Here is a 23,810-nt window from a genome sequence, read left to right as displayed (position 1 = left end):
TAGCATATAATAATATTCTCAAATATAAGAAGTCTATAGGAATCTTCTACACTTTCACTTTCAATTTTAACTTTATACCACATTATATTTGTTTACTTTAATTCGAGTTACAAAATAAGAAGCCAAAAGAAATAACACTCCAGCGACTGAAATGGCGTAAGACGGATTACTGCCTAATACATATTGATACACTGTTCCGAAAGTAAGCGTTTGTATAAGCATAGGAATGACAATCATCATATTGATAACCCCCATATAAACACCCCTTTTTTCTGCAGGTATCGATGAAGAAACCATCGAATAAGGTAATCCCATCATGGCAGCCCACCCTATTCCAAAAAGAACCATCGGCAACAGGATCAGATATTCATTATGGATGTTGGGTAAGATCAATAAAGATATTCCGGTAGCAAAAAGACAAAATACGTACACATATTTGGAAGAATATTTGAGTGCAAAAGGAATTAAGAGTAATGCTGAGATCATTGTAATAAAATTATAGAAACCATTCATTAATCCTGTTTGTCCTACCGCTGTTTCTACCAAATTCTGGATATTTTTTGCCCAGAACAGATCACTTTGAGAAACTGACAGTCCATCTTTTGAAAGTTCAATAAAATGATTGGCTCTTTGTTCATCAGTTTCAGAAACTTTATACAAAGTCTGCTTGATCATCGGTGTTATGAATTGCCAGTAGCAAAAAAGTGCATACCACTGAAATAGATAGACCAGCGCCAATTGCCAAAGGATTTTAGGCATTTTCACAATAGCTGTGAAAATATCAACGAACGGCGTGAAAACCGTATCGTTTTCTTTCTCTGCTTTTAGCTTTACCAATTCTTCCTCAGTTGGTGGAATTTCGGGAGTTTTATACACGGACCAAACCACGGAAGCAATGGAACAGAAAGATCCTAAAAAAAACGAGTAATAGACCCATGCAGGAATACCTCCGGATTCTGAGCTTCCACCAAAATATTTCTGAAAAACAAATAAAGAGAGATTAGCCAATGTAATTCCGCCTCCTACAAACAGACTCTGCATCTGAAAACCATAGGTCTGTTGTTCTTCAGGTAGCTTATCTCCGATAAACGCCCGGTAAGGTTCCATAGCGGTATTGTTTGCGGCATCCAAGATCCATAAAAGTCCTACTGCCATCCAAATTGAAGAACTGAATGGAAAAACAAATAAAGCCAAGCTGCAGAATATTGCACCCAATAAAAAGAAAGGTTTTCTTCGCCCCCATTTCACACTCCAGGTTTTATCACTTATTGCTCCAATCAACGGCTGTATCAATAATCCTGTAACAGGACCTGCCAAATTAAGGATCGGCAGCTGATCAGCATGAGCTCCCAAAAAAGAATACAAAGGATTAACAGCAGTTTGCTGAAGCCCAAAGCTGTATTGAATCCCGAAAAAACCAACATTCATATTCCAGATCTGCCAAAAATTAAGCTTAGGAATTATTTTTTTATTCATCATTTATGGCTTTACAATTTGATAGTTTTTACCTAGCACAATGTCTGCTTTCTCTTTGAAACGGCGGATAATCTCGTGTTCAATTTCCAATACTGCTTCAATAAAATCACTTTGTTCATCTCGGTTTCTTTCCATTCGCTTTTCGTAGGTATCCTTGTAAATACGATCAATAAAAATACTGAAGTCAAACTCATGAATACTCAAAATATAAGTCCCTTCAATAATCAATACCTGAACATCTTCAATATCAATAATTTCCTGAGCGATCGAATTATCCTGATAATGAATCAAAGGCTTTTCAATACAGAGTTTTCCATCTTTAAATTCCTTTATATTTTGCTCAATCAAGTCTAACTGAACTTCTTGTAATCCTACATTATCAATACTTTTTAGGCGGTTCTCATGATTCGTTTTGGGTGGAAGCTTAAAATAGTCATCCATTTGAATCACATAACCTCTGATTCCTTTCTCTTCCAGAATTTTTTTCAGTGCAAATGCTGTGACTGATTTTCCGCTTCCACTTTCTCCGCAGATTCCTACAGTCCATTTTTCAGTGTTCTTTTCATTCTGCTTTATTATTCTGTAAATGCTTTCTGCGGTATCCAAATGTCTTTGCTCCAAATTAATTACATCTCCAATCATTGTTTAATCTGTTATAAAATTAAATAGTTTTTGTTTATATTTCTTGGTCAGCATCATTCAACTTCATCAGAAGATATCCGGAAGCTGAAAAACATAATTGATCTGTTCCTGAAGGAATTAAATGATCTGTAGAATAATATTCTTTGAAACTTGCTCCTTTTTCACGGAGAAGACTCTCATATTGAGCGACAATCTTTTCAGGAATTTCAAGGTACCCCCTTCTTTTCAACCCAACACAAAGCCATCCAAGATAAATTGGCCAGGAACCTCCGTTATGAAACTGATAGGGCCTATTTTTAAAGTCATAGCTGTAATTGTTTTCAAGTAAGTTCCAATCAGTATCTTTTGGGAAGATGATTGGATAAAAAACTGGAAGCATCCAATGATTAAACTCTTTGTTTACTTTTTCTAAAAACTGAGTGAAAGAATCGAGATCTACATCAAATCCTAAAAGGACTGCCAAAGCATTTCCTGCAAGGTCGAAGCGTTCGTCATAGCCATTGGCATTTAGTGATGCCCATAGGTACGGTTTTTCATTCGCTTTCTGATAGGCAGTTGGGTGGTATCTGCATTCATCAGAATTATTTTTCCTATAATTATTTTCGATTAGTTTTTTAGTAGTTTCAGCTAAAGATTTCAATTGTTTATCTTGATATATTTCCGCTGCATTTTTAAGAGCCCAGTACCGGAGAACATTATCGTACAAAACATACCCTGAGGTAACATATTCGTCTGCCCAGTTTCCACCTAATGGGCTATATATAAGACCTCTTTGGTTAAACTCCCAAGTTTTCAGACATTCAAAGGCTTTATAGATTTTATCTTTTAAGGTCTCTTTTAAATCTTTATCTTTAGAATATATCAAATATTCACAAGCTCCGACAATCCACCAAATCGTTGCATCAGTTCTTCCAACAAGCGTCCCATAACTGGCCTTTTCTCCATACACATTGGAAGGAATCTGCCCGTTATCTGTCTGATGATCCACCAAAGTTTTTATTGATTTTTCCAAACCATCAACAATCAGCTGATTTTGAATCAGAATTCCTGTAATTCCTGTCATCATAGAATCTCTTGACCAGACTCTTGCATAGTTGTCCTTTTGCTCGCAAGATGCAAGAATTCCCTGTTCAGAAACGGCCTGTTCTATAACGTGTAAGGCTTCTTTTGTAAACATATTTTTTTTAGTAGAATTAATTATATCAAATGATTTTGTTTTAAATTACGATCCGTAATAATCTGACATCTATTGTTCATTATTAAAAATCAAATTTCACGCTCGCTCCGAAAGTCCTTCCCGGAAGTGTTCTCGCTCTGATGATTCCATTCGTACCTTGTAAAGTTCCCTCTTCTGCTTCTGTAATCGCTAATGCATTAAATACATTATTGGCATTGACATTTAGCGTTAAATTACTCAACAATCTGTATGAAATGTATGGATTTACAATAATGTATCCCGGCATAATCAGTTTATTACGGTCTTGGGTATACGCTTTTGTAGATCCCACCGCAAAGAAACCAAAGCTTAACTTTTCAATATTCACATTTGGATTAAAGGAATACATCACTTTCGGGGTTCTTCTCGGTATATTGCCAATGATCGTTTGATCAATCGCATTTTTAATTTCAGCGTGGGTATAGGTCAATCCGGCTTTGATATCAAAGTTTTTATTAAATTTATAGAATCCATCAAACTCTACCCCGAATGATTCGTATTTATTTTCTGTTCTCAATTGAGTGGTAGCTTCGTAATTGGCTTCAATCGTTCTTGCCTGAAACAATGTGGTATTAAGAAAATAGTTTGAACCTCTCAATTTGTAGCCTACTTCAATCTGATTTAGTTTATTCACTTTTACAGCATCTAAAGCAGGATCATCATTATTGGTATAGTTATATCCTGCAAAAAGAATTCTATCGGCTGAAGCACTTCCGCCCTGACTTACTCTTGCAAAAACTGCGTTACGGGAATTCAAAGTATAATTAGCTCCCAATGAATATCCGAAAATACCATATTTGTAATCAACAGGAACCGTTCCGTTTACCACTTCAACTGCCAGTTCAGGGGTTTCCAGAGTTCCGTTTTGATTAACATCAATAGCTTTTGTGATATTATGTACTCCTGAAAAACTTCCTGATACATTTCCGAAATCATATCTTGCACCGATATCCAGGGTAAGATTTTGAATAGGATTGATTTCAATTTGAGCATGTGGAGCAATGACAGAATATTTGGTATCGTAAATTCTGTTTACACCTCCAAACGCAGGAACCCCATAGTTAAGAAGTCCGTTATCTGTGATCTTAGTTCCGGTACTATTCAAAACATCCACAAGTCTCGCATTATTGTCTGAAACTTCCATCAGATAGGTATTCCAATTCCACGAAAGATTGATATTTTGGGAACTGTTATAGACCCCAGCATTCATCTTTACTTTATCCCATTTTTTGATGACGTTCACATCACTGAAAAAATTATTCAGATTATTCAGTTTCGTATTGAACAGGACGGTTTTCATATATTTTGCATTGCTATCCACTACTGTATTGGTTCCTGCATAGACTGCACTTCCATATCCTGCAACAGATTCTAAAATTTCAGCTTTACTCCCTACAGAAGCGGGGAATGGGGCTAAAAACTGTCCGCCATTGGCAGCATACCTCGCTTTCGCATCTACTTTCCAACCTGAACCAAAATCATAATTGAACTCCATCCCTACGGCCTTAGATACTGAATGCATTCCATCACGGATATCACTCTTCAGGATTTGTCCGTTTGCACCAAGGGTAATATCATTTTTGAAATTAGAAGACTGGAGAGCACCGGTTAAGATATTATAATTTGTTAGAGAGCTGTAATCCGGATGAGAATCTGATCCTGAAACAGCGATTGGCATCGGCATATAAGCTGCCGTTCTATCGTCCAAATATTTACCATACACACGGATACTTCCTTTTTCAAATTTCTTTAATAAAGATAATCTGAACTGCCCTCCCTTATTGGAAGTATATCCTGTTTTTCTAGGTCCGTCTCCACCCCTGTAAAAACCACCGACTCCAATATAAAAATCTTTGCCAAGAGGTGTTCCATAGTCAATATCGGTTCTGAAATTTTTATAATTCAATCCTACCTGCTGAGTGATACTACCACCTTCTTTTTCACCGGTTTTTGTTATAAAGTTGATAATCCCTGCAGGTGAGTTGGAGGCAAAAACTGATGCAGAACCGCCTCTTAATGCTTCAACACGAGATACAAAGGTATCAAATCTTGTAAACTGATCCTGAGTCCCAAAAGCAATATCTCCGAACTGCATTACCGGAAGCCCATCTTCCTGAATTAAAAGATACCTTGAACCACCTGCAGAGACAGGAACTCCTCTCACAGTAATATTTGAATTTCCTTCACCTCCTGAAGATTCGGCCCGTATTCCTGGAATGGTTCTGAAAATTTCAGCAGTAGTTCTTGGAGCCGAATTGATAATATCAGCCGGTTTCAAGGTAGAAATTGATGTGCTGGTTTTAATGGAAGCTTTAGGATTAGAATTTCCTGTAATTACAACTTCATCAATTGTTTTGTTTCTGGTAGATACCGTATCTGCTATTGTCGTCTGAGAAAACATAAAAGCAGCGATGTTCATTGTACCGAAAATCAGTAGTTTCTTTATTACCTGTGATTCCATAATCTAAATGAGTTTTTGTTATGTCTCAAAAGTATTTTTTTTACGATAGCAAATATGAATTTAAACAGAGTGTTAACAGTTTGAAAATATCAACCGTTTGCGCAATCGTTTGCGGTGGAAAACTTTTCATTAAATTAACGTTTCATTAACAAATAAGATGTAATTATTTAACAATTATTAACAGAATAAATGAGTATAATTATTCATTATTTCTCCCAATAATTGATGTGAATATTCAAAATGAAAAGAACAACCATAAAAGACCTTGCTGAGATGCTTAACATTAGCGCCTCTACAGTTTCTAGAGCATTGAAAGATCATCCTGATATCAGTAGTTCCGTAAAACTCAGGGTAAGAGAGGCTGCTGAGACTTTTAACTATATTCCTAATGACTTTGCAATCAATTTCAGAAAGAAATCTTCTAAAGTAATTGGGCTTATCGTTCCTGAGATCTCTATGTTTTTTCTGCCATCGATCATCAATGGTATTTCATCTGTTCTCAATAAAGAAGGATACCGATTTTTCATCCTGTCCTCTAATGATTCTTTTGAGACTGAAAAAGAACATATAGAAACCTGTATCAATTCCAGAGTGGATGGAGTTCTGATCTCCATGACCAATGAAACAAAGGATATTGAGCATTTAAAAAAATTAAGAGAAATGGAAATACCCACTATAATCTTTGATAAGACGGTGAACCAAGATATTTTCGAATCTGTAACTTTTGATAACAAAAAGAATGCTGAACGTTCTGCAGAAAAGCTGATCGATCACGGATGTCAAAAGATACTGGCCATATTCGGTGATGAAAACTTAGAAATTACCCAAAGCAGATTGATGTCTTTCAAAAATACAATTGAAAAATCTCCTGAAATTTATCTTTACACCATTTTCTGTAAATCAGCTGATCTGGTAAAGAAAAAATTAGATGTATTGTTAGATAATCAATCATTTGATGGCTTCTTTGCGATGAGTGATGAGACACTTATGGGACTTCACAGCTCATTAATAAAAAGAAATCTAAATAATACCAATAAAAAAATTGTTGTCATCAGTGAAGGAAAGCTCCCTAAATATCTTGATGAAAATTATGAATATCTAATCAATGACGGATATGAAATGGGAACATTTGCGGCTACAAAATTGATGGACAATATCAAAAATTCGCACACTGATCCTTTAAACAAATCTTCCCAACATTATTATTTATAATATTGGGAAAGTTTTGATAAAAGATTTACAAAACTAATTGCCTACTATCTGTATACTGAGAAATAAAGTACAGTAATTTTTAGTACGTTAAATAGGATTGATCTTATTTTAATCCGACTTTATTTTTGAAAGGTCAACACCCAATTTTGTAAATTCTTTTTCTCCTTTTTCAGTAATATAGTAATGTCTGTCAGTAGGGTTATCTTTAGTAATCCAGCCTTTATCAATGAATTGTTCTAAAAGAAGCTGACCTAGTTTTCCTCCAATATGCTCATAGCATTTTTTTGCAGGTTTTCTGTTATTCAATTGGTTCATAAATTATGATATAATTTTTAGATATAACGATTTCTTGTTAAGTGAATTTAAATGAAGAAAATTTCAGGATTTCAAAGCTGTAAAACTTTTCCAATCTTTATATAAATTATTATCTGTAAATTTTTATATTAAATACTACTCATTTATTCAGACAGTTTTTAGGTAACATTTTTATTAGAAATAACACATGGTTTTCTACAATTGTTAGAACCAGAAATATTGATTTGTATCAATCCGGGCATTGACCTATAATCTTCTTGATTATATGGGTCCTCTGTGCCATCTCTACCTCCTCCTTTAATATCATATCTTATTTTAGCTGTGCCGATAAATCCGTTATTTGGTTTGAAAGAAACCTTTCCGGTTGTTGAGTAATAAGTCCATACCCCTTCTGTTGAAATATAAGCTCCGTCTTTTATATCCGGAATCACTTTTCCATTTATATCTAAAAATCTGAATGAATTGAAATCAATATTTTCATAGGAAGGTTTGGATGGGTTTTGACCATTTATTGATGAGTAGGCGGCATCATTTAATAACGGTGAATAAATAGATCTAATTTTCGGACACCCTGAATATAAGTCATCTGTCACTTCTGCAGCAAAAGGTTTTGTAACTCCTAAGTTTTTTAATAAATGTATGTTTTTAGCATCACCTGTTGATGCCGCAAAGCCAATTCTAAAAGTTGCCGGTGGAGAAGTATCTAAAGATCTTACCTCATTGTTTTTTGTTCCATTCTCTATATATTTTAAATTGGTTGGATAATAATAATTATCAATTATTTTTTCTTTAACAATACCATGTTGTATTTCTAATGTTATATTAAATCCACCTAAAGGATTGGGAACCAATGTTACATATGCTTTACGGAATCTTGCATCATTTTCATTTTGAGGTATAGTGCTCCCCCCACTTTCTAAATTAAATTTTTCAAAATTTGGATTTTTGATAGCTATATGCTTACCTGTCTTAACATCTAAATATATTGAACGATTATTACTGAGGGGGGCTACATTTGTTGCTGTGCTATAGAATAAAGGATAGCCATTGTAACCTGCGGGTTCAGCTTGGGATATATATTTATTTCCTCTTTTACCCCTTAGTGTTACATTACTTCGGAAGCTGGCTATAGATACTGTATTAAGTCCATTTCTTGTTCTGTCTCCCTGTTTCCATGTATTTTTAAAATTTCCGAACTCGTCTAAACCAATTCCTAAGTAAGCCCCTCTCAATCCCTCTAAATTCCCATTATGTTGGCGTGTTCTAAGAATATAAGTGTAGCCTAATCCTCCCCCAAAGTATCCTAAGTTAAGTTGAGTTTTAGGAATAGATCCATCTACTAAAAATATGGAAATACCATCTCCCCCATCTAAATTACCACCATAAATGGCATATTCAAACTCGAATTTAATTCCTTCATTACTGTTAAATATCCTATCAGCCAATATAACACCTCCTGATATATTTGTTACATTTCTTGTTAGTCTTAACCCATCAGTAGTAAAAGTTGCATCATTCTGCATACCACTTGTTACTATTTTGTATGCTTCCATAGGTTGTGATCCCTCTGTAAAATTAACGAAATATGGATAACCTGTTCCTTGCGGATTTTGTGCAGTCACATTTTGGAAAAAAATAAAAAACAAAAAACAAACGAAGCTTTTATAATCTAAAATTTTAGCATCTAGCATCATAGCTTAATTATTTTACAACAAAAACAATATTAATAAATGAACAATCAGTCGCCGTTCCTTTCACATCATAGGTCATTACTCCAGAATCTGAAATTGAAATATTTCTGAATACGTTTGGATCAGCATCGGTTACATAATAGTATATATCAGTACTCGAGGGGAAATAAGGAATTGATGATGGAGCACTCGTACTTTTTGCCCTTGGAGATGCAAATTGATTTTTATAAAGAGCATATAAATCTTTGGTTTCACCATTTATATCCTGGCTGGTGTCGAAAGAAATGCTTGGCATATAGAATATTTTGGCAACATTACTACTAATACAAAACCAATCGGGCATCGAAGGTGTACCAATATTCTGGCTCAAACATTTTTTATCAGTATCATAAACTAAAAGTGAGTGAGCTGGATTAGGAATTTCTTCTTTATTTACTTTATTGAGTCTTGGAATAAGCATCCCTTTACTTTGGCTATAAATATCCAGCATTGCACTTCTATCCGGAGACGCTGTATTTATCCCTACTTGAGCAAATGCTTGAGAACTGATTGAAAAGAAAGCAATTTGTAAAATAAAATTTTTCATCAAAATCTAATTTATTATTATTTGTGACTTTTATAAGCCATTAAAATGTTATTTCTGATATTTTAATTTGTCTTAATTATGTGGGTGATTTCCTGCTTAACAAATATATTTCTGTATAACTATTTATCTTCTTACTTTTGATTTTAATGTTTTATATAAATAAAAACCTCCCTAATTTGTCTTTTATCTTTATAGTTGATTGTGTTTTTTTATAGGGAGGTTGAAGAAAAAAATATACTACATTTAGTTTTCAAACAATATAAATTACCTTGTATTTTTTACTGGAAGATCATTAGTCAATTCACTTACTTACATAAAATTAATAATGAAAATAAAATCTTAACTATCACTAAAATCATTGGTCAAAAGTATTAATATTTCTAGGTAAAATTACTTTTTAACTCTTTCACATAGATATCACAATTACATAACACATTATTATACAACGAGTTTAAAAAACAACAAATGCAGATCATTAAGTACAAAAAAAACACGTGCACTTGCTTTAAAGATTTTCTGTATTTAAACTGAAAGAAATATTTAGAAACAAAGTGAATTTCTTTCTATACTGTCATGCTTAAGATTTTAGGATAAAAATATTTCAATCTTGTTTCTGAACTTATACTCTAGTTCTAAAATGATTTTCTTAAAAAGAAATGACTTAAAAAGTAGTAATGCTATCATTTGGATCCTAGCATTTAATAATTTTAGATTCTCAAAATAAACCGAAACAAATTAAAATTATACATTTTAAGCTTTAGAATTATTAAAACTTGGCAAGTTTTTTGATATTAAAGAGTGATTTTATCTTTAGCTGATAATGATTGAATAAGTATTGCCAAGATTTTGTTGTCCATCTAGGCTGTAATTCGTTTTAATTTATTCAAAATTATTAATTATTTCCTTTCTTTTTTATAATTCCTCCACATCAGTATTGATAGTTAGCGGGTTTATTACACATATAAATTTTAATTATTTAAAATTTATCAATATTTAAAAATGCAAAAATGAAATTTCACCTATTATTGTTCTTATTCTTAGCTAATGTTTTTAAGGTAAATTCAAGTTGTAAAATAGAAATTCAATCTCTTTTAAATAAAGCAGATAAAGAATTTAGGGAAATCAGATATTTGGAATCCCTTAAAAGTGCCAACAAAGCTTTAGCTATCTCAAAAAAAAATCAGATTTCGCAAGGCATTACCGATGCCAATATATCCGTAGCAAAAGCATTACTAGAAATAGGAGTATATAAGCAGGGACTTAACTATTTAATAGATGCGGAGAAACAACCCTATTTTAAAACTTCCATACACTATACTATTGAAGTAGCAAGGCTTAGAGGACGGGCCTATGCTAATCTTAAAATATATAAACTATCATTACAAGAATTTCAAAAACAGTTAACTTTTTCAAAGAAACTGGATGATAAACAGGAAAGATATAGATATATTTTTCTGGCTCACCAAAATTTATCTGTTTTGTTTCAAAGGCAGAACCAAATGGATTCTTTACAGAAACATTTAGCACTTCAAGAGAGCCTACTGAAAGAATTTAATGAAAAACAGGCCAGCATAATGTTATCTACTACATATGTCCAAAAAGCAGAAGAAAGGATATTGAATAAGGATTATAAAAAGCGGGCATATATTTAAACAATTCCTTAGCTATCCTAAAAAAATATAATATAAGATATCTGCATTATACTTTTGAAGTAATGGGAGATCTTGAAAATTTTAAGGGTAATAAGAAAAAAGCGATTTATTTTTATGATAAAGCTTATGAAAATGCTCGAGAGCTCAATGATTATGCAACCATTAATCATTTAAATAAGGTCATAGGAGATTATTTGACAAAAAATGGTTTGGAACCTGAACGTGCAAATAATTATCTTTTTAATTATCAAAAAGGACATGATTCCATTGAAACTGAAAATCAAAAGGCGATTGAAATAGCTTTAGATGAAATATTAAGCAAGAATAAAATTGAACATGAGCAAACAATTAATATATATATTTATATTATCATATCTATATCTGTATTAGCTTTGCTTTTCGTATTTTTTTATTATTCCAGGAAAAAACAGAATAGATCTTTATTAGATCAACAGATCAAAATTATTGATGAAAATGAGAATTAAAAAATTAGCTTGGAAGACGTAAATACTAAGAAAATTGAAGAACTTATTACTCTCGCTAAAGTTAATAGTCCCGAGTTTTTAATTTTGTTCAAGGAACTTTATCCAGAATATATTTTTAAACTCACCACTTTGGATCCTCAAATAAGAAATTCAGAAATACAGTTTTGTGCTTTTGCATATTTGAATTTTTCTACCAAAGAAATCTCTCAGTATACATTTGTCACTGTAAGAGCTGTACAGATAAGGAGAAATAGACTACGAAAGAAATATAATATTCCATCTGACGTTGACTTTAATCATTGGATGCATACACTCGGCACAGACAAAGTCTAATAGCTGTTATGTCTTATTAAAGTCTTTAGGAATTCTCAAAATAGAGTTTTAGGTTAATAATAATTTTGTGTTATCATTTTAATCTCTTCCCAGGAAATGTGGAAACCTTAAATTTTATTAAAAGAGCAGTTCAGATATAAGTATTAATTATTCGGATTATTTATTATTTTAGTTATGAAAAAACCTCCCGTGTCAATAGGGAGGCAAAAGTTCAAAATGAATTATAAGTAAAGTGATGTGGTGTTAAACAAGTTTTCTCTTAAAAAACCTCTTTTAACATTAACAATGGGCATGCCACATACATCACTGTTTATGGAAAACTGCATTTTTGTGGTATCTTTTGGTCAAAAATATCCGCTCTTGTTTTTTATTGATCCATAAAGTTAACTCAATACACTAATTTTTTATTTTCCAATATACCTAAAAACTCAGCTATTTTAATCAGTTACTATAACTGTTTGACACTATCAGATTCTAAAAGTTTAGCATAGTAGCCATTCTTTTCAAGCAGCTGCTGATGTTTTCCTTTTTCTACAATCTTTTCATGATCCATTACTACGATCTGATCTGCATGACGCACAGTGGATAATCGATGGGCAATTGCTATGGTGGTAACATTCTGCATAGAGATATTTAAACCACATGAAATCTTTCCATGATTCTCTCCATCCAGGCTATAAATTTTGTTCTTTCGATATTCATAACTGTGATTTTTATGATTATTGGTGATGTAAAATTCAACAAGAAAAATCATATAAAATCACTACCTTTTCGTAGTACCGAAAAGATTTTTACTGATTTTTTATTGCTTTTAAGAATGATCGAGATGTTGATCCTAAGATGATAAGGGAAGAAATAAAATTGTTTTAATTAGAAAATTTAATACTAAGTATCTGTTAAGATATTTTTTATTTTGAAACAAAAGCCATATTTTTATTAATGATTTAAGTACATCAGCTCATATAGGGAATCTATCTGTTTTAATATATGGAATTAATTTTATTGTTCTCCTATTAATATCCGTCATTAATGGCCAATAATCGCAAATCAATTTACAGTGCACTTTCAGCCGTTCTTCCATTCTCTTTCCCTTCCCAATATGGTTCATCAGGAACACTCTCATAATCAACTTTATTTCCACCCTAAACCCATAATTTAAAGCCTTCGATAGTAGGTGGATAAGTGTTATTATCTGACTCGAATTCCTAGAGAAGAGTCATAAATTCTTTTATAAGGGTAAAATTCCTTTTAATAAATACTATACAAATATACCAGCTTTTAAATTAATATCAATTCTCTAATCATCGCATGGTAAGTCTGTTCAAAAATGATAAAAAAGAAACTATTACTATTTTATACCCCATTCATTTTACATAAATCATAAAAGTATATTAATAAACTATATACAAGAAAAACTGTCCGAAACTTTATCAGCTTCGGACAGTTTGTAGTATGTAGTCTTAAAAATTAATTTGTTTTTTTTCTCCATTCAGCCTTAACATCTTCTGCTGCATCTTTTGTACTCTCCCATGCTTCATCGGCTTTATCTTTGATATCTTCCCATGCATCAGAAACATTTGATTTCACTTTATCTAACCAGTCCTGCTGCGTTGCTTCTTGATCATTATCTCTTTTTTCATTGATATAATCTTTCGCTTTATCCGCTAATTCATTAATCTTCCATTTCGCATTATCCGCTGCATTCTTTAAAGATTTTTCTGTTTCATTAACTGCATTTTCCGCTTTGTTATAATCTGAATTGTTCATAATATAATATTTTAGTAATTGGTATATAAATAAACAATGTCTATGCCTAAAATATTATTCAAAACGTTAAAATTTCTTAAAATATCAAATTATCATTTACAAAAATTACTGCATACTGAACTATTGACCTCATATTCAAAGGTATAATTCTTTCTATCATGGAAGCCTAGGATGATTATGTTTTTACGACTGATGTCAGCCTACTTACCTCCCCCAAGGTTTTTAACCATTCCTTTAAAAATAATTCCATGAAACGGAAGGACCATAAACCAATATATTCTCCCCCACAGGCCTTTCGGGCGGAATACAGCTTTCTGCCATATCTTATTTCTATACACTTTAAACATGAGCCAGGCCTCTCCAGGAAGTTTCATTTCTGCCAATAAAATCAGCTTACCCTCTTTACGGTCCGCATACAAAACCCTCCAGAAATCCAAAGCATCTCCTTCTCTAAGGTCTGAGGGATGCCTTCTCCCTCTTCTAAGTCCTGGCCCGCCAAAAATTTTATCAATTAAACCTCTTATTTTCCAGAGTTCCTGCCCATACCATCCATTATTACCTCCCAGCTGGAAAATTCTATTCACGCAGGCTTCCCTACTGTCATACTCTTTACTCCTTAGATCTGTAAAACAACCATATTTAGGTACATCCTGATATTCTTTTAAAGTTGAATCATTCCGGCTGCTGATAAAACTGTCTTTCCAGCTTGAGATGATTTCATTGGACTGAATTTTTGCCAATGTTCTTTGGAGTGCAGTTTCATAAGAAAATGGCTGTATCTGTGTAATGGATTTAATCTGTAATAAGCTTTCCGGTCCGCACACAACTTCTACTTTCATACTTCCCACAAGTGCCTTTGCCAGATTATAAGAGGTTGAAGTAATAAAATACAGCCAATAGGAAGAAAGCTTTGGAGTCATCACCGGAAGGGTAAAAATAGTTCTTTTCAACCCTCTCACTTCGGCAAACTTCAGCAACATATCTTTATAAGTGAGCACATCATCACACCCTATATCAAAGTCTTTGCGATAAGCCTGTTCTTTAAATAAAACGAAAATCAAAAAATCCAGGACATTTGCAATTCCTATGGGCTGACATTTCGTATAAAGCCATTTAGGAGCGATCATTACAGGTAATTTTTCAACAAGATCTCTTATAATTTCAAAAGAAGCACTTCCTGAGCCAATAATAATACCCGCCCGAAGAACAGTGACAGGAATTTTGCCCTCCATCAGAATTTTTTCAACCTGATACCGGGAACTTAAATGCTTTGACAATTGTTTTTCATTCACCAGACCGGAAAGATAAACGATATGTTTACATTGTGTCTTTTCTATATATTCAGAAAAATTACGGGCACATTTCTTTTCGGAATCTTCATAATCTTCAGCAGTACTCATTGAGTGCATCAGATAATATGCTCCAGTGATATCTTTAGGGATATTCTTTAATGTTTCAGGCTTCAGAAAGTCAACCTCAATAACTTCAATGCGCTTGTCATCGATATCCATTTCAGTTTCAAACCGATTGACATCCCTGCAGCAACATATGACTTTATATCCTTGTGCCGCAATAACACTGATCATTCTTTTTCCAATATATCCGGTAGCACCGGTAAGCAAAATTTTTTCCATGGCATCTGAATTTAAATGGATCATAAAAAACATTATCCTGCGGATACACTCTTATATCTTCTCCAAAAGATGGCCAAAGTATTTTTTCTTCTTGACAAGATAGCTTTCATTCACTTCATTAGAATCAATTTCTAAAGGAATTCTACTATTGAGAATGATTCCACTGTTCTCTATGGATTTGATCTTATCTGGGTTATTAGTCAGAAGATTAATCTTTCTTATTTCCAAAACATTCAGCATTTCAACAGCTACATCAAAGTTTCTTCCGTCTGCCGGAAGTCCCAGTTTCAGATTGGCCTCAACGGTATCCAATCCTTTTTCCTGAAGTTCATAAGCCCGGAGCTTGTTGATAATCCCAATATTTCTTCCTTCCTGACGAAGATAGATAATCACTCCACCCTTTTCAGACATATATGCCATCGCAGCATCCAGCTGTTGTCCGCATTCACATTTTTTGGAATGAAAAACTTCTCCTGTAATACATTCCGAATGAAAACGTACATTTACGGTTGTACTAAAATCTGTATTCTCTGCAACCCAAACCAAATGAGGGCTCCAGTCTTCCTCATTGTCTGAAAATGCATATACTGTGAACACCCCATAATCTGTAGGTATTTTTGATTGTGCTTGTATTTTGAGCATTTTTTCTCTTTTTAAGTTTATATAATTATTTATCAAACGGGCTTTTTTTGTCCTGTTTTACCCAGATAAGTTTTGATGTATCATAACCAATCTCCTGAGCCTTAGATATAAAACTTTGTTTTATGTTCTCAGGAATAGTCTTCTCACGGGACAGAATCCAGAGATACTCTAAGTTTTTGCCTGCAACCAACGCATATTTATAATCTTCCAGCGCAACGACATTATAACCCGCGTAAAAAGGACCGAAAAAGCTCACTTTAAGCGCAGCAGCATCCTTATCTCCTCTGAATTTAGCAGTACCATTGACTGATACCCATTTGTTCTTCTTAAAATTATAGCCACTGTTAACTACATCTACATTTCCATCCGCATTAAGGGAATACTGAGCCATTGCATTATCAAGATCTTTTTCAAAATAATAATCGAATCTTGCTATTTCATACCATGTGCCTAAATACCTATTGACATCAAATTGTCTGACAGGCTGAGCTTTCTCAGGTATAGACGAACAGGAAGTCATACTATTTAACAACACAAAGCATAATATGACTAGAAGAATTATTCTATTTTTCATTTTCAGTTATTTTTTTAAAGAAATAAATATTGAGTAAAAACTGGGTATAACCATAGACGGCATCTTCAACAGGGATTGTCCCCATTCTAACGCCTAAAAAATCATCAGGATTATAATTAACTACCGGTGAAGGAATCAATGAGCCTGTCAGTATTCCATTCACTGCAAAGAAACCAGGTATCAGAACCAGGTATACAAAACTGGCTTTGCCTAACCATTCTTTTTTAACAATAAAATGAAGATAACAAAGTGTAAGTATGGTTACAATTACCGTCAGCAATGTATATATTTTTTCATAATAAAGTAGCCCTACAACACCTAGAACAATAAAAGAAGTAAATACAATAAGATTATTAAAAGCACTCGTCCAGCCAAGACTAAAATACTTTTCAAGGCAATAATAAGTAAAAACACAAGCGAAAGGAATACAATAAAAAAACAACCATTCCTCTACTGGAAGTCCCGCTATTTTAAATCCTAAGGTATAATTGAGATCAAACCACCATACTCCCTTTGCCGTGAACCAAATATCCCAGGCAATAAAGGGAATGGCTACAATGGTGGAAGACAGCAAAAATTTCCCAAAAAGCTTATTAAACTGTATTCTTCTGTCAAAAGATGCCAAAAAGCAGATAATGACAGTAAAAAAGTTAATCAATATGTAAGTATAAGGCATCATTTTTTATTGAAATACATTTTAAAATATTTAACAGGCACCCACAAAAAACCGAAACATTCTCCATCTTCTTTTCCCAGATGCTTGTGGTGCTGTTTATGAGCACGTCTGATGGCAAGAAAATACGGATTCTTTGTTTTAGTAAAAATCTTAGCCCTCTGATGAATAAAAATATCATGCACAAAGAAATAGGCCATGCCGTAAAGGCTTATTCCCAGACCGATAAAAAACCAATAACTAAAATCCTGTTGTACTCCCAGATACAATAAGGCAATAGACGGGCTTGCAAAAATGAAAAAGAACCAGTCATTTCTTTCTAATTGGCCATCATGGCTGTGATCATGATGATCCCGGTGCAGAATCCAAAGGAAACCATGCATAATATACCTGTGAATAAGCCATGTAGCTCCTTCCATAGAAATAAACACACCCAAAACAATCAGAACATTCATGATTCATTATGTTTATCGTTAAAAAGATCATTTAAAACCCTGTATCTGAAATCGAAAATACTTTTAAGCTTTTCTTTTACAAATAACTGATGAGCTATTTCACCTAAAAATCCCATAGGAAGTTCATAGTCTACCGTATCTTTCATGAGTACTCCATGCTCATTAGGAATAAATTCATGAAAATGATTCCAGTGCTTATATGGGCCTTTTTTCTGAAAGTCTGTAAAACTTTTATAATCTTCAACCTGGCTGATAATGGTTTTCCACCTCATGGGAATCCCCAATATAGGAGAGACTGTATAATCTATTTCCATTCCTTTAAAAATAGGCTTATCCTTCACATCGGAAAGAACTACAAAACCCATACTCTCAGGGGTTATTTCTGATAAATTATGAGGGGATGAAAAAAACTCCCATGCCTTTTCAATATTGCAGCTAAGCTGTTGTTCTCTGTATAATCTGTACATCATTTATTTTTATTGATTATTAAACGCTTCACAAAATCATTTCAAACGGATTTCTACAATTAGAAATAAGCAGACTTGTAACGAATATAACTTTTGAAAGCAACCAGCAGCTTTTGTGAGTTAGCAATCCTGATTCTCTGCTGTAATATATTCTGGGAGCTTGTTTTTTTTATTTTTTCAAAAAGGGAAAGATAATATCTATAGGCTAGATATACTCCGAAAATGGATGAGCCCGGCAGTTTTTTAATTCCCTGCAACGCTTCTTTGAATTCTTCTTCAATTTCCTTTTCAATCAGCGTTTTAACTGTATTATCAAAGACTGACATATTCAGGAACGGAAAATAAGTTCTTCCTAAAATTTGATAATCATCTTTCAGATCCCGTAAAAAATTAACTTTCTGAAAAGCAGATCCCAGTTTCATGGCAAAGGGTTTCAGTTTCTCATACTGCTGTTTGTCACCTTCTGTGAATATCTGCAGACACATCAATCCTACAACTTCCGCAGATCCATAGATGTATTCTTTATACAATTCGGAATTATAATCAATTTTATGAAGATCCATCTCCATACTGTGTAAGAACTGATCAATTAGCTGCCTGTTTATATCATACTGACGAACGGTTTCCTGAAATGAATGCAAAATAGGATTGAGTGATATACCATCTTCAAGCGCTTCATAGGTTTCGGACTTTAATCTCTTCAAAAGTTTCTCTTTATCATAGCCATGAAAGCTATCCACAATTTCATCTGCCAAGCGAACATACCCGTAAACAGCATAAACAGCAGGTCTGATGGAAGGCTTCAATGCCAGTATTCCCAATGAAAAACTGGTACTGTATTTTTGCGTAGTGTACTTACTCACTTCGTAAGACAATTCATCAAACAATTTTTTCATATTATTTTATTTTTAGTTTACTGACTTCAGTCGCTACAATTTTTCCGGAAATTACTGATGGTGGAACTCCTGGGCCGGGAACAGTTAACTGTCCTGTATAAAAAAGATTTCTGATCTTTCTGTTTCTTATTTTGGGTTTCAAGACAGCTGTTTGTGATAAAGTATTGGACAGTCCATAGGCATTACCTTCGTAAGCATTATAATCAGAAATAAAATCACTTACACAATAGCTTCTTTTATATTCTATTCTGGAAATAAGATCAGCATCACCGGTATGTTTTTCAATTCTTTCAAGCATCTCCAACAGGTATTTTTCTCTGATAGATTCTTCATCATGTATTCCAGGAGCAAGGGGTAACAGTAAAAAGAGATTTTCACAACCTTCAGGCGCTACCTCCGGATCTGTTTTAGATGGGCAACAGGCATAAAAAAGCGGTTTGGAAGGCCATTTCTTATTTATATATATACAGTCTATATGATTATCCAGTTCATTTTCAAAGAACAAGGTATGGTGTTTTAAATGAGGAATTTCACCTCTGATTCCAAGATAGTAGATAAGACAGGAAGGAGCAAAGGTTCTGGTTTTCCAATATGCCTCATTGTAATTTCTCTGTAACTTGGGAAGCAATGTTTCTGTATGATGGTAATCTGAGGAAGCAATGACTGCATCAAATTCATACATTTCATCATTTATTGTTATGGAAGATACCCTTCCGTTTTCTGTATTGATTCTCTGTACTTCGTGATTAAAATGAAAGGTTACCCCTTGTCTTTCCGCCACTTCCTTCATCGCGAGAACAAGCTGATAAAAACCTCCCATTGGGTATTTTGTTCCCAGAACATACCCTCCGTAATTCATAAGGCTGTAAAGTGCAGGAATTTGCTGAGGGGATGCCCCAAGAAATATAACCGGAAATTCCATAAGGGATCTTAGTTTCGGATTAGTAAAATATCCAGAAACATAGTTCCTGAAATTACTTAAAAGATCAAGTTTCAGAGCACTACCTGCTATTTTTAGAGAAGCAAATTCCAGCCAGTTATAACAAGGTTTTGTGACAAATTCTTTCATCCCAACCTCATATTTAAATTGGGCAGACTGCATAAATTGATCGTATTGCATAGCGGCTCCTGTTTCTATTTTTTCAAAGAGATTGCGGATGTCTTCATTTTTCCTGGGAACTGCAATTTTTTCTTCTGAAAAAACCATTTCAAACTGAGGGTCCAAAGAAACAAGATTAAAAAAATCGGATGCTTTATAGCCAAAATCACTGAAAAACCCCTCTATAATATCTGGCATCCAATACCAGCTGGGCCCCATATCAAACACATATCCTCCATCTGTTTTAAATTGTCTTGCACGCCCCCCTGGCTGATGATGTTTTTCAAATACATGTACTTCATTACCTGATTTTGCTGCATAAGCTGCGGCTGAAATTCCGGAAAATCCGGAACCTATCACCGCAATTTTCTTTCTTAAGTTTCCAGTATTCATTGTTGTTTATTTAATAGTTTTACAGACTCTCTTAATATGTTATCAGCTCAGTCTATTGTAGACAGTACTCAGCAAGTCTGTCGCTTCGATATTCATACGGTAAAAAGAATCATGGAATTCATCCAATTTAGAAAGTATAGCAATAAGAAGCATTTGTTCAGAATGGTTCAGATTTCCCACTACCACCTTTGAAGCTTTCCGGATCTCATCCATGTGCTCATCCAGGACAGAAAGTCCTTTTTCAGTTATCTGAATATGTTGAACCCTCCTATCTTTATGAGAGGCAGTCTGTTCAGCCCAGCCATTAAGAATTAAGCGGTTAATAATAAGCATCCCGGAAGATTTCTCACTAACATTATGCCTTATAAGCTCCATTTTTGTCATAGCTCCCATGGTTTTCAGGCTTATCAGATAAATAAAGTCATCTTGGCTTGAAAAAACTGAATTACCAATTGAACGGGAGTATGTTTTTGCATACCTTCCCATTCTTATCAATAAGGTGTTGATGACACTATCAGAACTTCTTCCTAATTCCTTCCCTACCCAATCCGGATGCTGCTGCTCAGAATAAGATTTCGAAGAAGCGTTGATCCATTCTGTAAATCCCTGAAGATCGTTACTATATTGAACTTTCTCTTCATTCTGTTCCATGAATTGCTGAACAAGTTCAACAACGGCTTTTATAAGATCAAAATTCATATCAAATAAATTAGTATACAAATATACTTATTTAAGTTTATAAATATACTTTTATTTTTTTATTCTTATTCTTACTGGATTATGACTAAATATTAAAGCCACTTGTTGAAATAGAAAAACAACTAATAATCAATATTATATAAATTTTCAATAAAAAAAACCGCCTTTAAAAAGGCAGGTGTATAAAGTATATATTACACATATATAGTATATTAATAAACTATTTTTCCATTCAAAAATATGATTTACTTACACGATGTATCAAAAAATAATTTGAATTGAGTTTTCCAAAAACAACAAAAGGTACCAACTTTATTAATCTCTGCTTTCAACATACATATCATTCCTATACCATATCTGAACTAATTTCTCACGATATAGATTTAACAAAACCCCATTGAATTGACAGCCAAATTACTTTTCATATCAAAAACTATCATGATGAAAGGCTGAAAAACAAAACCTACAATTTTTACTTCATTAGCAGTAATGGAGATTATTCGTAAAGAATACATTTCGGGTATTGATGTTTACAGCCAGGATATTTTGATTTCTCAAATTGAATTGCTTTTAAACTATTGCAACCGATTTTACATTCGTCATTTTATTACAAGAAAAGCTGCAAATAATGAATTACTGATTAAATTTGAACGATTATTAACCGACTATATAAATAGGGGAGATTTACAGCAAAAGGGCATTCCATCTATTCATCTTTTTTCAAGTGAATTAAATCTTTCCGCCAACTATTTAAGCGATATGTTAAGAAATCTTACGGGGCAAAGTACTCAACAGCATATACAAGACAAAATAATTGAAAAGGCAAAATACATTCTCACTACAACAAATATTACCGTTAGCGAAATTGCTTTTGAACTCGGCTTTCAATATTCTTAATCTTTCAGCAAATTATTTAAAAATAGTACTAATCAAATACCTTTGGAGTTTCGGGCTTCATTCAATTAGATATACAACCGTGAATGGGAATCTATGCTTTTACAATGCCGAATAAAGCAAACAGCACCAAAAGAACAGCCTAAAAATGCTTTGTTTAGCATTTGAAATGCTTGTCTTTTATTTCCATAACATAAACTGGATGAAGCCTAAATATGTTATATTTAGGCTTTTTCTTTAGGCTATCGAAACATCAATAACTGAATGAATAAATTTTACAATGAAACGCTAAATAAACTTGAAACGAAAATTAAGGAATTGGAGATTGAAAACGTTATACCCATTATCATATAATGTATTCCTGAAGTAAAAGAATATGTTTTAAAATACGGATTTAAGAACACTGAAGAGGAAATCAGCTTTTTCAAAAATCAGAAACCTGCCATTGTCTCAAAATTGATTTAGTTATTTATTAATAGTTAAAAAAAGTAAACCTTATTTGCCCATCGATTTAGAAAAAATGTTTATTATTAGGGAGGTTTAGATTTAGCATATATCTATTTTGATATAAATCAATAATAAAATAGTTTTCTAAAAAACTACTCATCAGTTTCCAAACACAGATTAAATTACCATTCCAATTTATACTAACTTGAGATTCGTGTAAAACTTAAGTCATCATAATAAATAAAACCATCGGTCGTAGACTGCCAATATTCCTGACTTCCCCCTCTAAATGTATGGAAAGTAATGTAACGTATTTTTCTATAGTTATCATCGGTAGTCCAACGTATAGATTGGCTCAAAAGATTAACACCGTCAACCTCGTACAAAACAAGACCATTTGTATCTGAACCACTATTACTTTTTACTCTGATTTTAACAGTATACCATGTATTCTTACTTAGTTGCTGGCTCTGCTTTCCAAAACTGTCTCCACATGTTTGAGGCATATCCCGATAATAAACATAAGGCCTAAAATAAGTGCCCGTTGTGACAAAATTTGTCTTGGTACCAGTCTCATTATACCACATAAGCCTTGCCGTTCCTCCCAAACCATTATCTGCTTTATTACAACCAGTATATCCATTACCAATATGAAACCCAAAACCTACTTTCCCCCCTCTGCTCCAATCGAAGTTTGGGCCAAATCTTACTTTAAATGACAATTCATATTCAGTTCCGTCAGCTACATCAATATTTACAATGTTACCACTGGAAAGTGTATTGGCTGGAATACGAACACGTGCCTGGTTACTATAAATATCTATATTTTGCCAATTATTCAAAATACTTCCCCCAAAATCAGATTCAGCCTGAGCTTTAGTATATATGCCATCCGCCCTATTAAAATTGACAACCTTGGAAGCAATGGCCATAGGCTTAAGAATCATATCATTGTCTACAACAAATTCATCCTGGTTTAATGATAACTCTCCTTCTTTATCACACCCAATCAACATGAATGAAAAGAATGCCAAAATTAACATTTGCAACTTTTTTAATTTTCTTTTTGTTTTCATAAATTATAATTTTTAAATTGGTTAC

At 33.3% G+C, this 23,810-nt stretch carries 23 protein-coding genes; 4 read left to right on the top strand and 19 right to left on the bottom strand.

Annotation, left to right across the window (positions count from 1 at the left end; genetic code table 11):
• Window positions 1-72 precede the first annotated feature (72 nt).
• The 4 genes from ACL9RH_RS05150 to ACL9RH_RS05135 form a co-directional block, all read right to left on the bottom strand.
• Window positions 73-1,476 (bottom strand): MFS transporter, encoded by a 1,404-nt coding sequence (locus ACL9RH_RS05150; RefSeq protein WP_422692272.1) that lies wholly within the window; start codon window positions 1,474-1,476, stop codon window positions 73-75.
• A gap of 3 nt (window positions 1,477-1,479) precedes the next feature.
• A complete protein-coding gene (locus ACL9RH_RS05145) occupies window positions 1,480-2,118 on the bottom strand; it encodes a uridine kinase family protein (protein ID WP_422692271.1) in 639 nt (212 codons plus the stop codon).
• A 34-nt stretch (window positions 2,119-2,152) separates the two neighbouring features.
• Window positions 2,153-3,295: a glycoside hydrolase 100 family protein gene (locus ACL9RH_RS05140; protein ID WP_422692270.1), complete on the bottom strand. Its 1,143-nt coding sequence runs from the start codon at window positions 3,293-3,295 to the stop codon at window positions 2,153-2,155.
• Between the two features lie 82 nt (window positions 3,296-3,377).
• Window positions 3,378-5,795, bottom strand: a complete 2,418-nt coding sequence (locus tag ACL9RH_RS05135; RefSeq protein ID WP_422692269.1) for a TonB-dependent receptor — start codon at window positions 5,793-5,795, stop codon at window positions 3,378-3,380.
• A gap of 240 nt (window positions 5,796-6,035) precedes the next feature.
• Between ACL9RH_RS05135 and ACL9RH_RS05130 the strand changes: the two genes are divergently transcribed.
• Complete coding sequence (locus ACL9RH_RS05130) at window positions 6,036-7,007, top strand: LacI family DNA-binding transcriptional regulator (RefSeq protein WP_422692268.1); 972 nt, start codon at window positions 6,036-6,038, stop codon at window positions 7,005-7,007.
• Between the two features lie 108 nt (window positions 7,008-7,115).
• On the opposite strand, the gene ACL9RH_RS05125 is transcribed toward ACL9RH_RS05130, so the two are convergent.
• The 3 genes from ACL9RH_RS05125 to ACL9RH_RS05115 all read right to left on the bottom strand — a co-directional run bounded on the left by ACL9RH_RS05125 (window position 7,116) and on the right by ACL9RH_RS05115 (window position 9,599).
• A complete protein-coding gene (locus tag ACL9RH_RS05125; protein WP_422692267.1) occupies window positions 7,116-7,322 on the bottom strand; it encodes an ArsR family transcriptional regulator in 207 nt (68 codons plus the stop codon).
• Window positions 7,323-7,480: 158 nt separating this feature from the next.
• Complete coding sequence (locus tag ACL9RH_RS05120) at window positions 7,481-9,016, bottom strand: lectin-like domain-containing protein (protein ID WP_422692266.1); 1,536 nt, start codon at window positions 9,014-9,016, stop codon at window positions 7,481-7,483.
• Between the two features lie 7 nt (window positions 9,017-9,023).
• Window positions 9,024-9,599 carry a hypothetical protein gene (locus ACL9RH_RS05115; protein ID WP_422692265.1) on the bottom strand — a complete coding sequence of 192 codons (576 nt, stop codon included), beginning with the start codon at window positions 9,597-9,599 and terminating at the stop codon, window positions 9,024-9,026.
• Between the two features lie 1,007 nt (window positions 9,600-10,606).
• Between ACL9RH_RS05115 and ACL9RH_RS05110 the strand changes: the two genes are divergently transcribed.
• Window positions 10,607-11,251, top strand: coding sequence for a hypothetical protein (locus tag ACL9RH_RS05110; protein ID WP_422692264.1), 645 nt, complete (start codon window positions 10,607-10,609; stop codon window positions 11,249-11,251).
• Window positions 11,252-11,313: 62 nt separating this feature from the next.
• The gene (locus tag ACL9RH_RS05105) at window positions 11,314-11,736 is read left to right on the top strand and encodes a hypothetical protein (RefSeq protein ID WP_422692263.1); all 423 of its coding nucleotides are present in this window, start codon (window positions 11,314-11,316) and stop codon (window positions 11,734-11,736) included.
• 781 nt (window positions 11,737-12,517) lie between these two features.
• On the opposite strand, the gene ACL9RH_RS05100 is transcribed toward ACL9RH_RS05105, so the two are convergent.
• The 11 genes from ACL9RH_RS05100 to ACL9RH_RS05050 all read right to left on the bottom strand — a co-directional run bounded on the left by ACL9RH_RS05100 (window position 12,518) and on the right by ACL9RH_RS05050 (window position 21,368).
• Window positions 12,518-12,823, bottom strand: coding sequence for a hypothetical protein (locus tag ACL9RH_RS05100; RefSeq protein ID WP_422692262.1), 306 nt, complete (start codon window positions 12,821-12,823; stop codon window positions 12,518-12,520).
• A gap of 713 nt (window positions 12,824-13,536) precedes the next feature.
• Window positions 13,537-13,836 (bottom strand): hypothetical protein, encoded by a 300-nt coding sequence (locus ACL9RH_RS05095; protein ID WP_422692261.1) that lies wholly within the window; start codon window positions 13,834-13,836, stop codon window positions 13,537-13,539.
• A gap of 200 nt (window positions 13,837-14,036) precedes the next feature.
• Window positions 14,037-15,470 (bottom strand): SDR family oxidoreductase, encoded by a 1,434-nt coding sequence (locus ACL9RH_RS05090; protein ID WP_422692260.1) that lies wholly within the window; start codon window positions 15,468-15,470, stop codon window positions 14,037-14,039.
• A 51-nt stretch (window positions 15,471-15,521) separates the two neighbouring features.
• Window positions 15,522-16,112: a GTP cyclohydrolase II gene (ribA, locus tag ACL9RH_RS05085; RefSeq protein ID WP_422692259.1), complete on the bottom strand. Its 591-nt coding sequence runs from the start codon at window positions 16,110-16,112 to the stop codon at window positions 15,522-15,524.
• A 25-nt stretch (window positions 16,113-16,137) separates the two neighbouring features.
• Window positions 16,138-16,686 (bottom strand): lipocalin family protein, encoded by a 549-nt coding sequence (locus tag ACL9RH_RS05080; RefSeq protein ID WP_422692258.1) that lies wholly within the window; start codon window positions 16,684-16,686, stop codon window positions 16,138-16,140.
• Window positions 16,676-17,365 carry a lycopene cyclase domain-containing protein gene (locus ACL9RH_RS05075; RefSeq protein ID WP_422692257.1) on the bottom strand — a complete coding sequence of 230 codons (690 nt, stop codon included), beginning with the start codon at window positions 17,363-17,365 and terminating at the stop codon, window positions 16,676-16,678. The genes ACL9RH_RS05080 and ACL9RH_RS05075 overlap by 11 nt, the downstream gene beginning before the upstream one ends.
• Complete coding sequence (locus ACL9RH_RS05070) at window positions 17,362-17,814, bottom strand: sterol desaturase family protein (protein WP_291935058.1); 453 nt, start codon at window positions 17,812-17,814, stop codon at window positions 17,362-17,364. Before ACL9RH_RS05070 ends, ACL9RH_RS05075 begins: the two co-directional genes overlap by 4 nt.
• The gene (locus ACL9RH_RS05065) at window positions 17,811-18,284 is read right to left on the bottom strand and encodes an SRPBCC family protein (RefSeq protein WP_422692256.1); all 474 of its coding nucleotides are present in this window, start codon (window positions 18,282-18,284) and stop codon (window positions 17,811-17,813) included. The genes ACL9RH_RS05070 and ACL9RH_RS05065 overlap by 4 nt, the downstream gene beginning before the upstream one ends.
• A gap of 56 nt (window positions 18,285-18,340) precedes the next feature.
• Entirely contained in the window at window positions 18,341-19,177 is an 837-nt protein-coding gene (locus tag ACL9RH_RS05060) for a phytoene/squalene synthase family protein (RefSeq protein WP_422692255.1), read from the bottom strand.
• Between the two features lies 1 nt (window position 19,178).
• Complete coding sequence (locus tag ACL9RH_RS05055) at window positions 19,179-20,669, bottom strand: phytoene desaturase family protein (protein ID WP_422692254.1); 1,491 nt, start codon at window positions 20,667-20,669, stop codon at window positions 19,179-19,181.
• Window positions 20,670-20,711: 42 nt separating this feature from the next.
• Window positions 20,712-21,368: a MarR family winged helix-turn-helix transcriptional regulator gene (locus ACL9RH_RS05050; protein WP_422692253.1), complete on the bottom strand. Its 657-nt coding sequence runs from the start codon at window positions 21,366-21,368 to the stop codon at window positions 20,712-20,714.
• A gap of 489 nt (window positions 21,369-21,857) precedes the next feature.
• Here ACL9RH_RS05050 and ACL9RH_RS05045 point away from each other — a divergent pair, with 489 nt between their 5' ends.
• A complete protein-coding gene (locus tag ACL9RH_RS05045) occupies window positions 21,858-22,265 on the top strand; it encodes a helix-turn-helix domain-containing protein (RefSeq protein ID WP_422692252.1) in 408 nt (135 codons plus the stop codon).
• A gap of 644 nt (window positions 22,266-22,909) precedes the next feature.
• On the opposite strand, the gene ACL9RH_RS05040 is transcribed toward ACL9RH_RS05045, so the two are convergent.
• Window positions 22,910-23,743 (bottom strand): polysaccharide lyase, encoded by an 834-nt coding sequence (locus tag ACL9RH_RS05040; RefSeq protein WP_422692251.1) that lies wholly within the window; start codon window positions 23,741-23,743, stop codon window positions 22,910-22,912.
• Window positions 23,744-23,810 lie beyond the last annotated feature (67 nt).

Source organism: Chryseobacterium sp. Mn2064, from assembly GCF_049319685.1.
Classification (GTDB): domain Bacteria; phylum Bacteroidota; class Bacteroidia; order Flavobacteriales; family Weeksellaceae; genus Chryseobacterium.
Note: the sequence above shows the minus strand (reverse complement) of the source record. Positions and strands in the feature narration are given on the sequence as shown.

Coding starts and splice junctions, on each gene's coding strand:
- ACL9RH_RS05065 (WP_422692256.1), bottom strand. CDS start 18,284: ATGATGTACAGATTATACAGAGAACAACAGCTTAGCTGCAATATTGAA.
- ACL9RH_RS05145 (WP_422692271.1), bottom strand. CDS start 2,118: ATGATTGGAGATGTAATTAATTTGGAGCAAAGACATTTGGATACCGCA.
- ACL9RH_RS05070 (WP_291935058.1), bottom strand. CDS start 17,814: ATGAATGTTCTGATTGTTTTGGGTGTGTTTATTTCTATGGAAGGAGCT.
- ACL9RH_RS05135 (WP_422692269.1), bottom strand. CDS start 5,795: ATGGAATCACAGGTAATAAAGAAACTACTGATTTTCGGTACAATGAAC.
- ACL9RH_RS05060 (WP_422692255.1), bottom strand. CDS start 19,177: ATGAAAAAATTGTTTGATGAATTGTCTTACGAAGTGAGTAAGTACACT.
- ACL9RH_RS05130 (WP_422692268.1), top strand. CDS start 6,036: ATGAAAAGAACAACCATAAAAGACCTTGCTGAGATGCTTAACATTAGC.
- ribA (WP_422692259.1), bottom strand. CDS start 16,112: ATGCTCAAAATACAAGCACAATCAAAAATACCTACAGATTATGGGGTG.
- ACL9RH_RS05055 (WP_422692254.1), bottom strand. CDS start 20,669: ATGAATACTGGAAACTTAAGAAAGAAAATTGCGGTGATAGGTTCCGGA.
- ACL9RH_RS05115 (WP_422692265.1), bottom strand. CDS start 9,599: ATGAAAAATTTTATTTTACAAATTGCTTTCTTTTCAATCAGTTCTCAA.
- ACL9RH_RS05125 (WP_422692267.1), bottom strand. CDS start 7,322: ATGAACCAATTGAATAACAGAAAACCTGCAAAAAAATGCTATGAGCAT.
- ACL9RH_RS05090 (WP_422692260.1), bottom strand. CDS start 15,470: ATGGAAAAAATTTTGCTTACCGGTGCTACCGGATATATTGGAAAAAGA.
- ACL9RH_RS05080 (WP_422692258.1), bottom strand. CDS start 16,686: ATGAAAAATAGAATAATTCTTCTAGTCATATTATGCTTTGTGTTGTTA.
- ACL9RH_RS05110 (WP_422692264.1), top strand. CDS start 10,607: ATGAAATTTCACCTATTATTGTTCTTATTCTTAGCTAATGTTTTTAAG.
- ACL9RH_RS05105 (WP_422692263.1), top strand. CDS start 11,314: ATGGGAGATCTTGAAAATTTTAAGGGTAATAAGAAAAAAGCGATTTAT.
- ACL9RH_RS05050 (WP_422692253.1), bottom strand. CDS start 21,368: ATGAATTTTGATCTTATAAAAGCCGTTGTTGAACTTGTTCAGCAATTC.
- ACL9RH_RS05095 (WP_422692261.1), bottom strand. CDS start 13,836: ATGAACAATTCAGATTATAACAAAGCGGAAAATGCAGTTAATGAAACA.
- ACL9RH_RS05075 (WP_422692257.1), bottom strand. CDS start 17,365: ATGATGCCTTATACTTACATATTGATTAACTTTTTTACTGTCATTATC.
- ACL9RH_RS05045 (WP_422692252.1), top strand. CDS start 21,858: ATGGAGATTATTCGTAAAGAATACATTTCGGGTATTGATGTTTACAGC.
- ACL9RH_RS05150 (WP_422692272.1), bottom strand. CDS start 1,476: ATGAATAAAAAAATAATTCCTAAGCTTAATTTTTGGCAGATCTGGAAT.
- ACL9RH_RS05140 (WP_422692270.1), bottom strand. CDS start 3,295: ATGTTTACAAAAGAAGCCTTACACGTTATAGAACAGGCCGTTTCTGAA.
- ACL9RH_RS05100 (WP_422692262.1), bottom strand. CDS start 12,823: ATGATTTTTCTTGTTGAATTTTACATCACCAATAATCATAAAAATCAC.
- ACL9RH_RS05120 (WP_422692266.1), bottom strand. CDS start 9,016: ATGATGCTAGATGCTAAAATTTTAGATTATAAAAGCTTCGTTTGTTTT.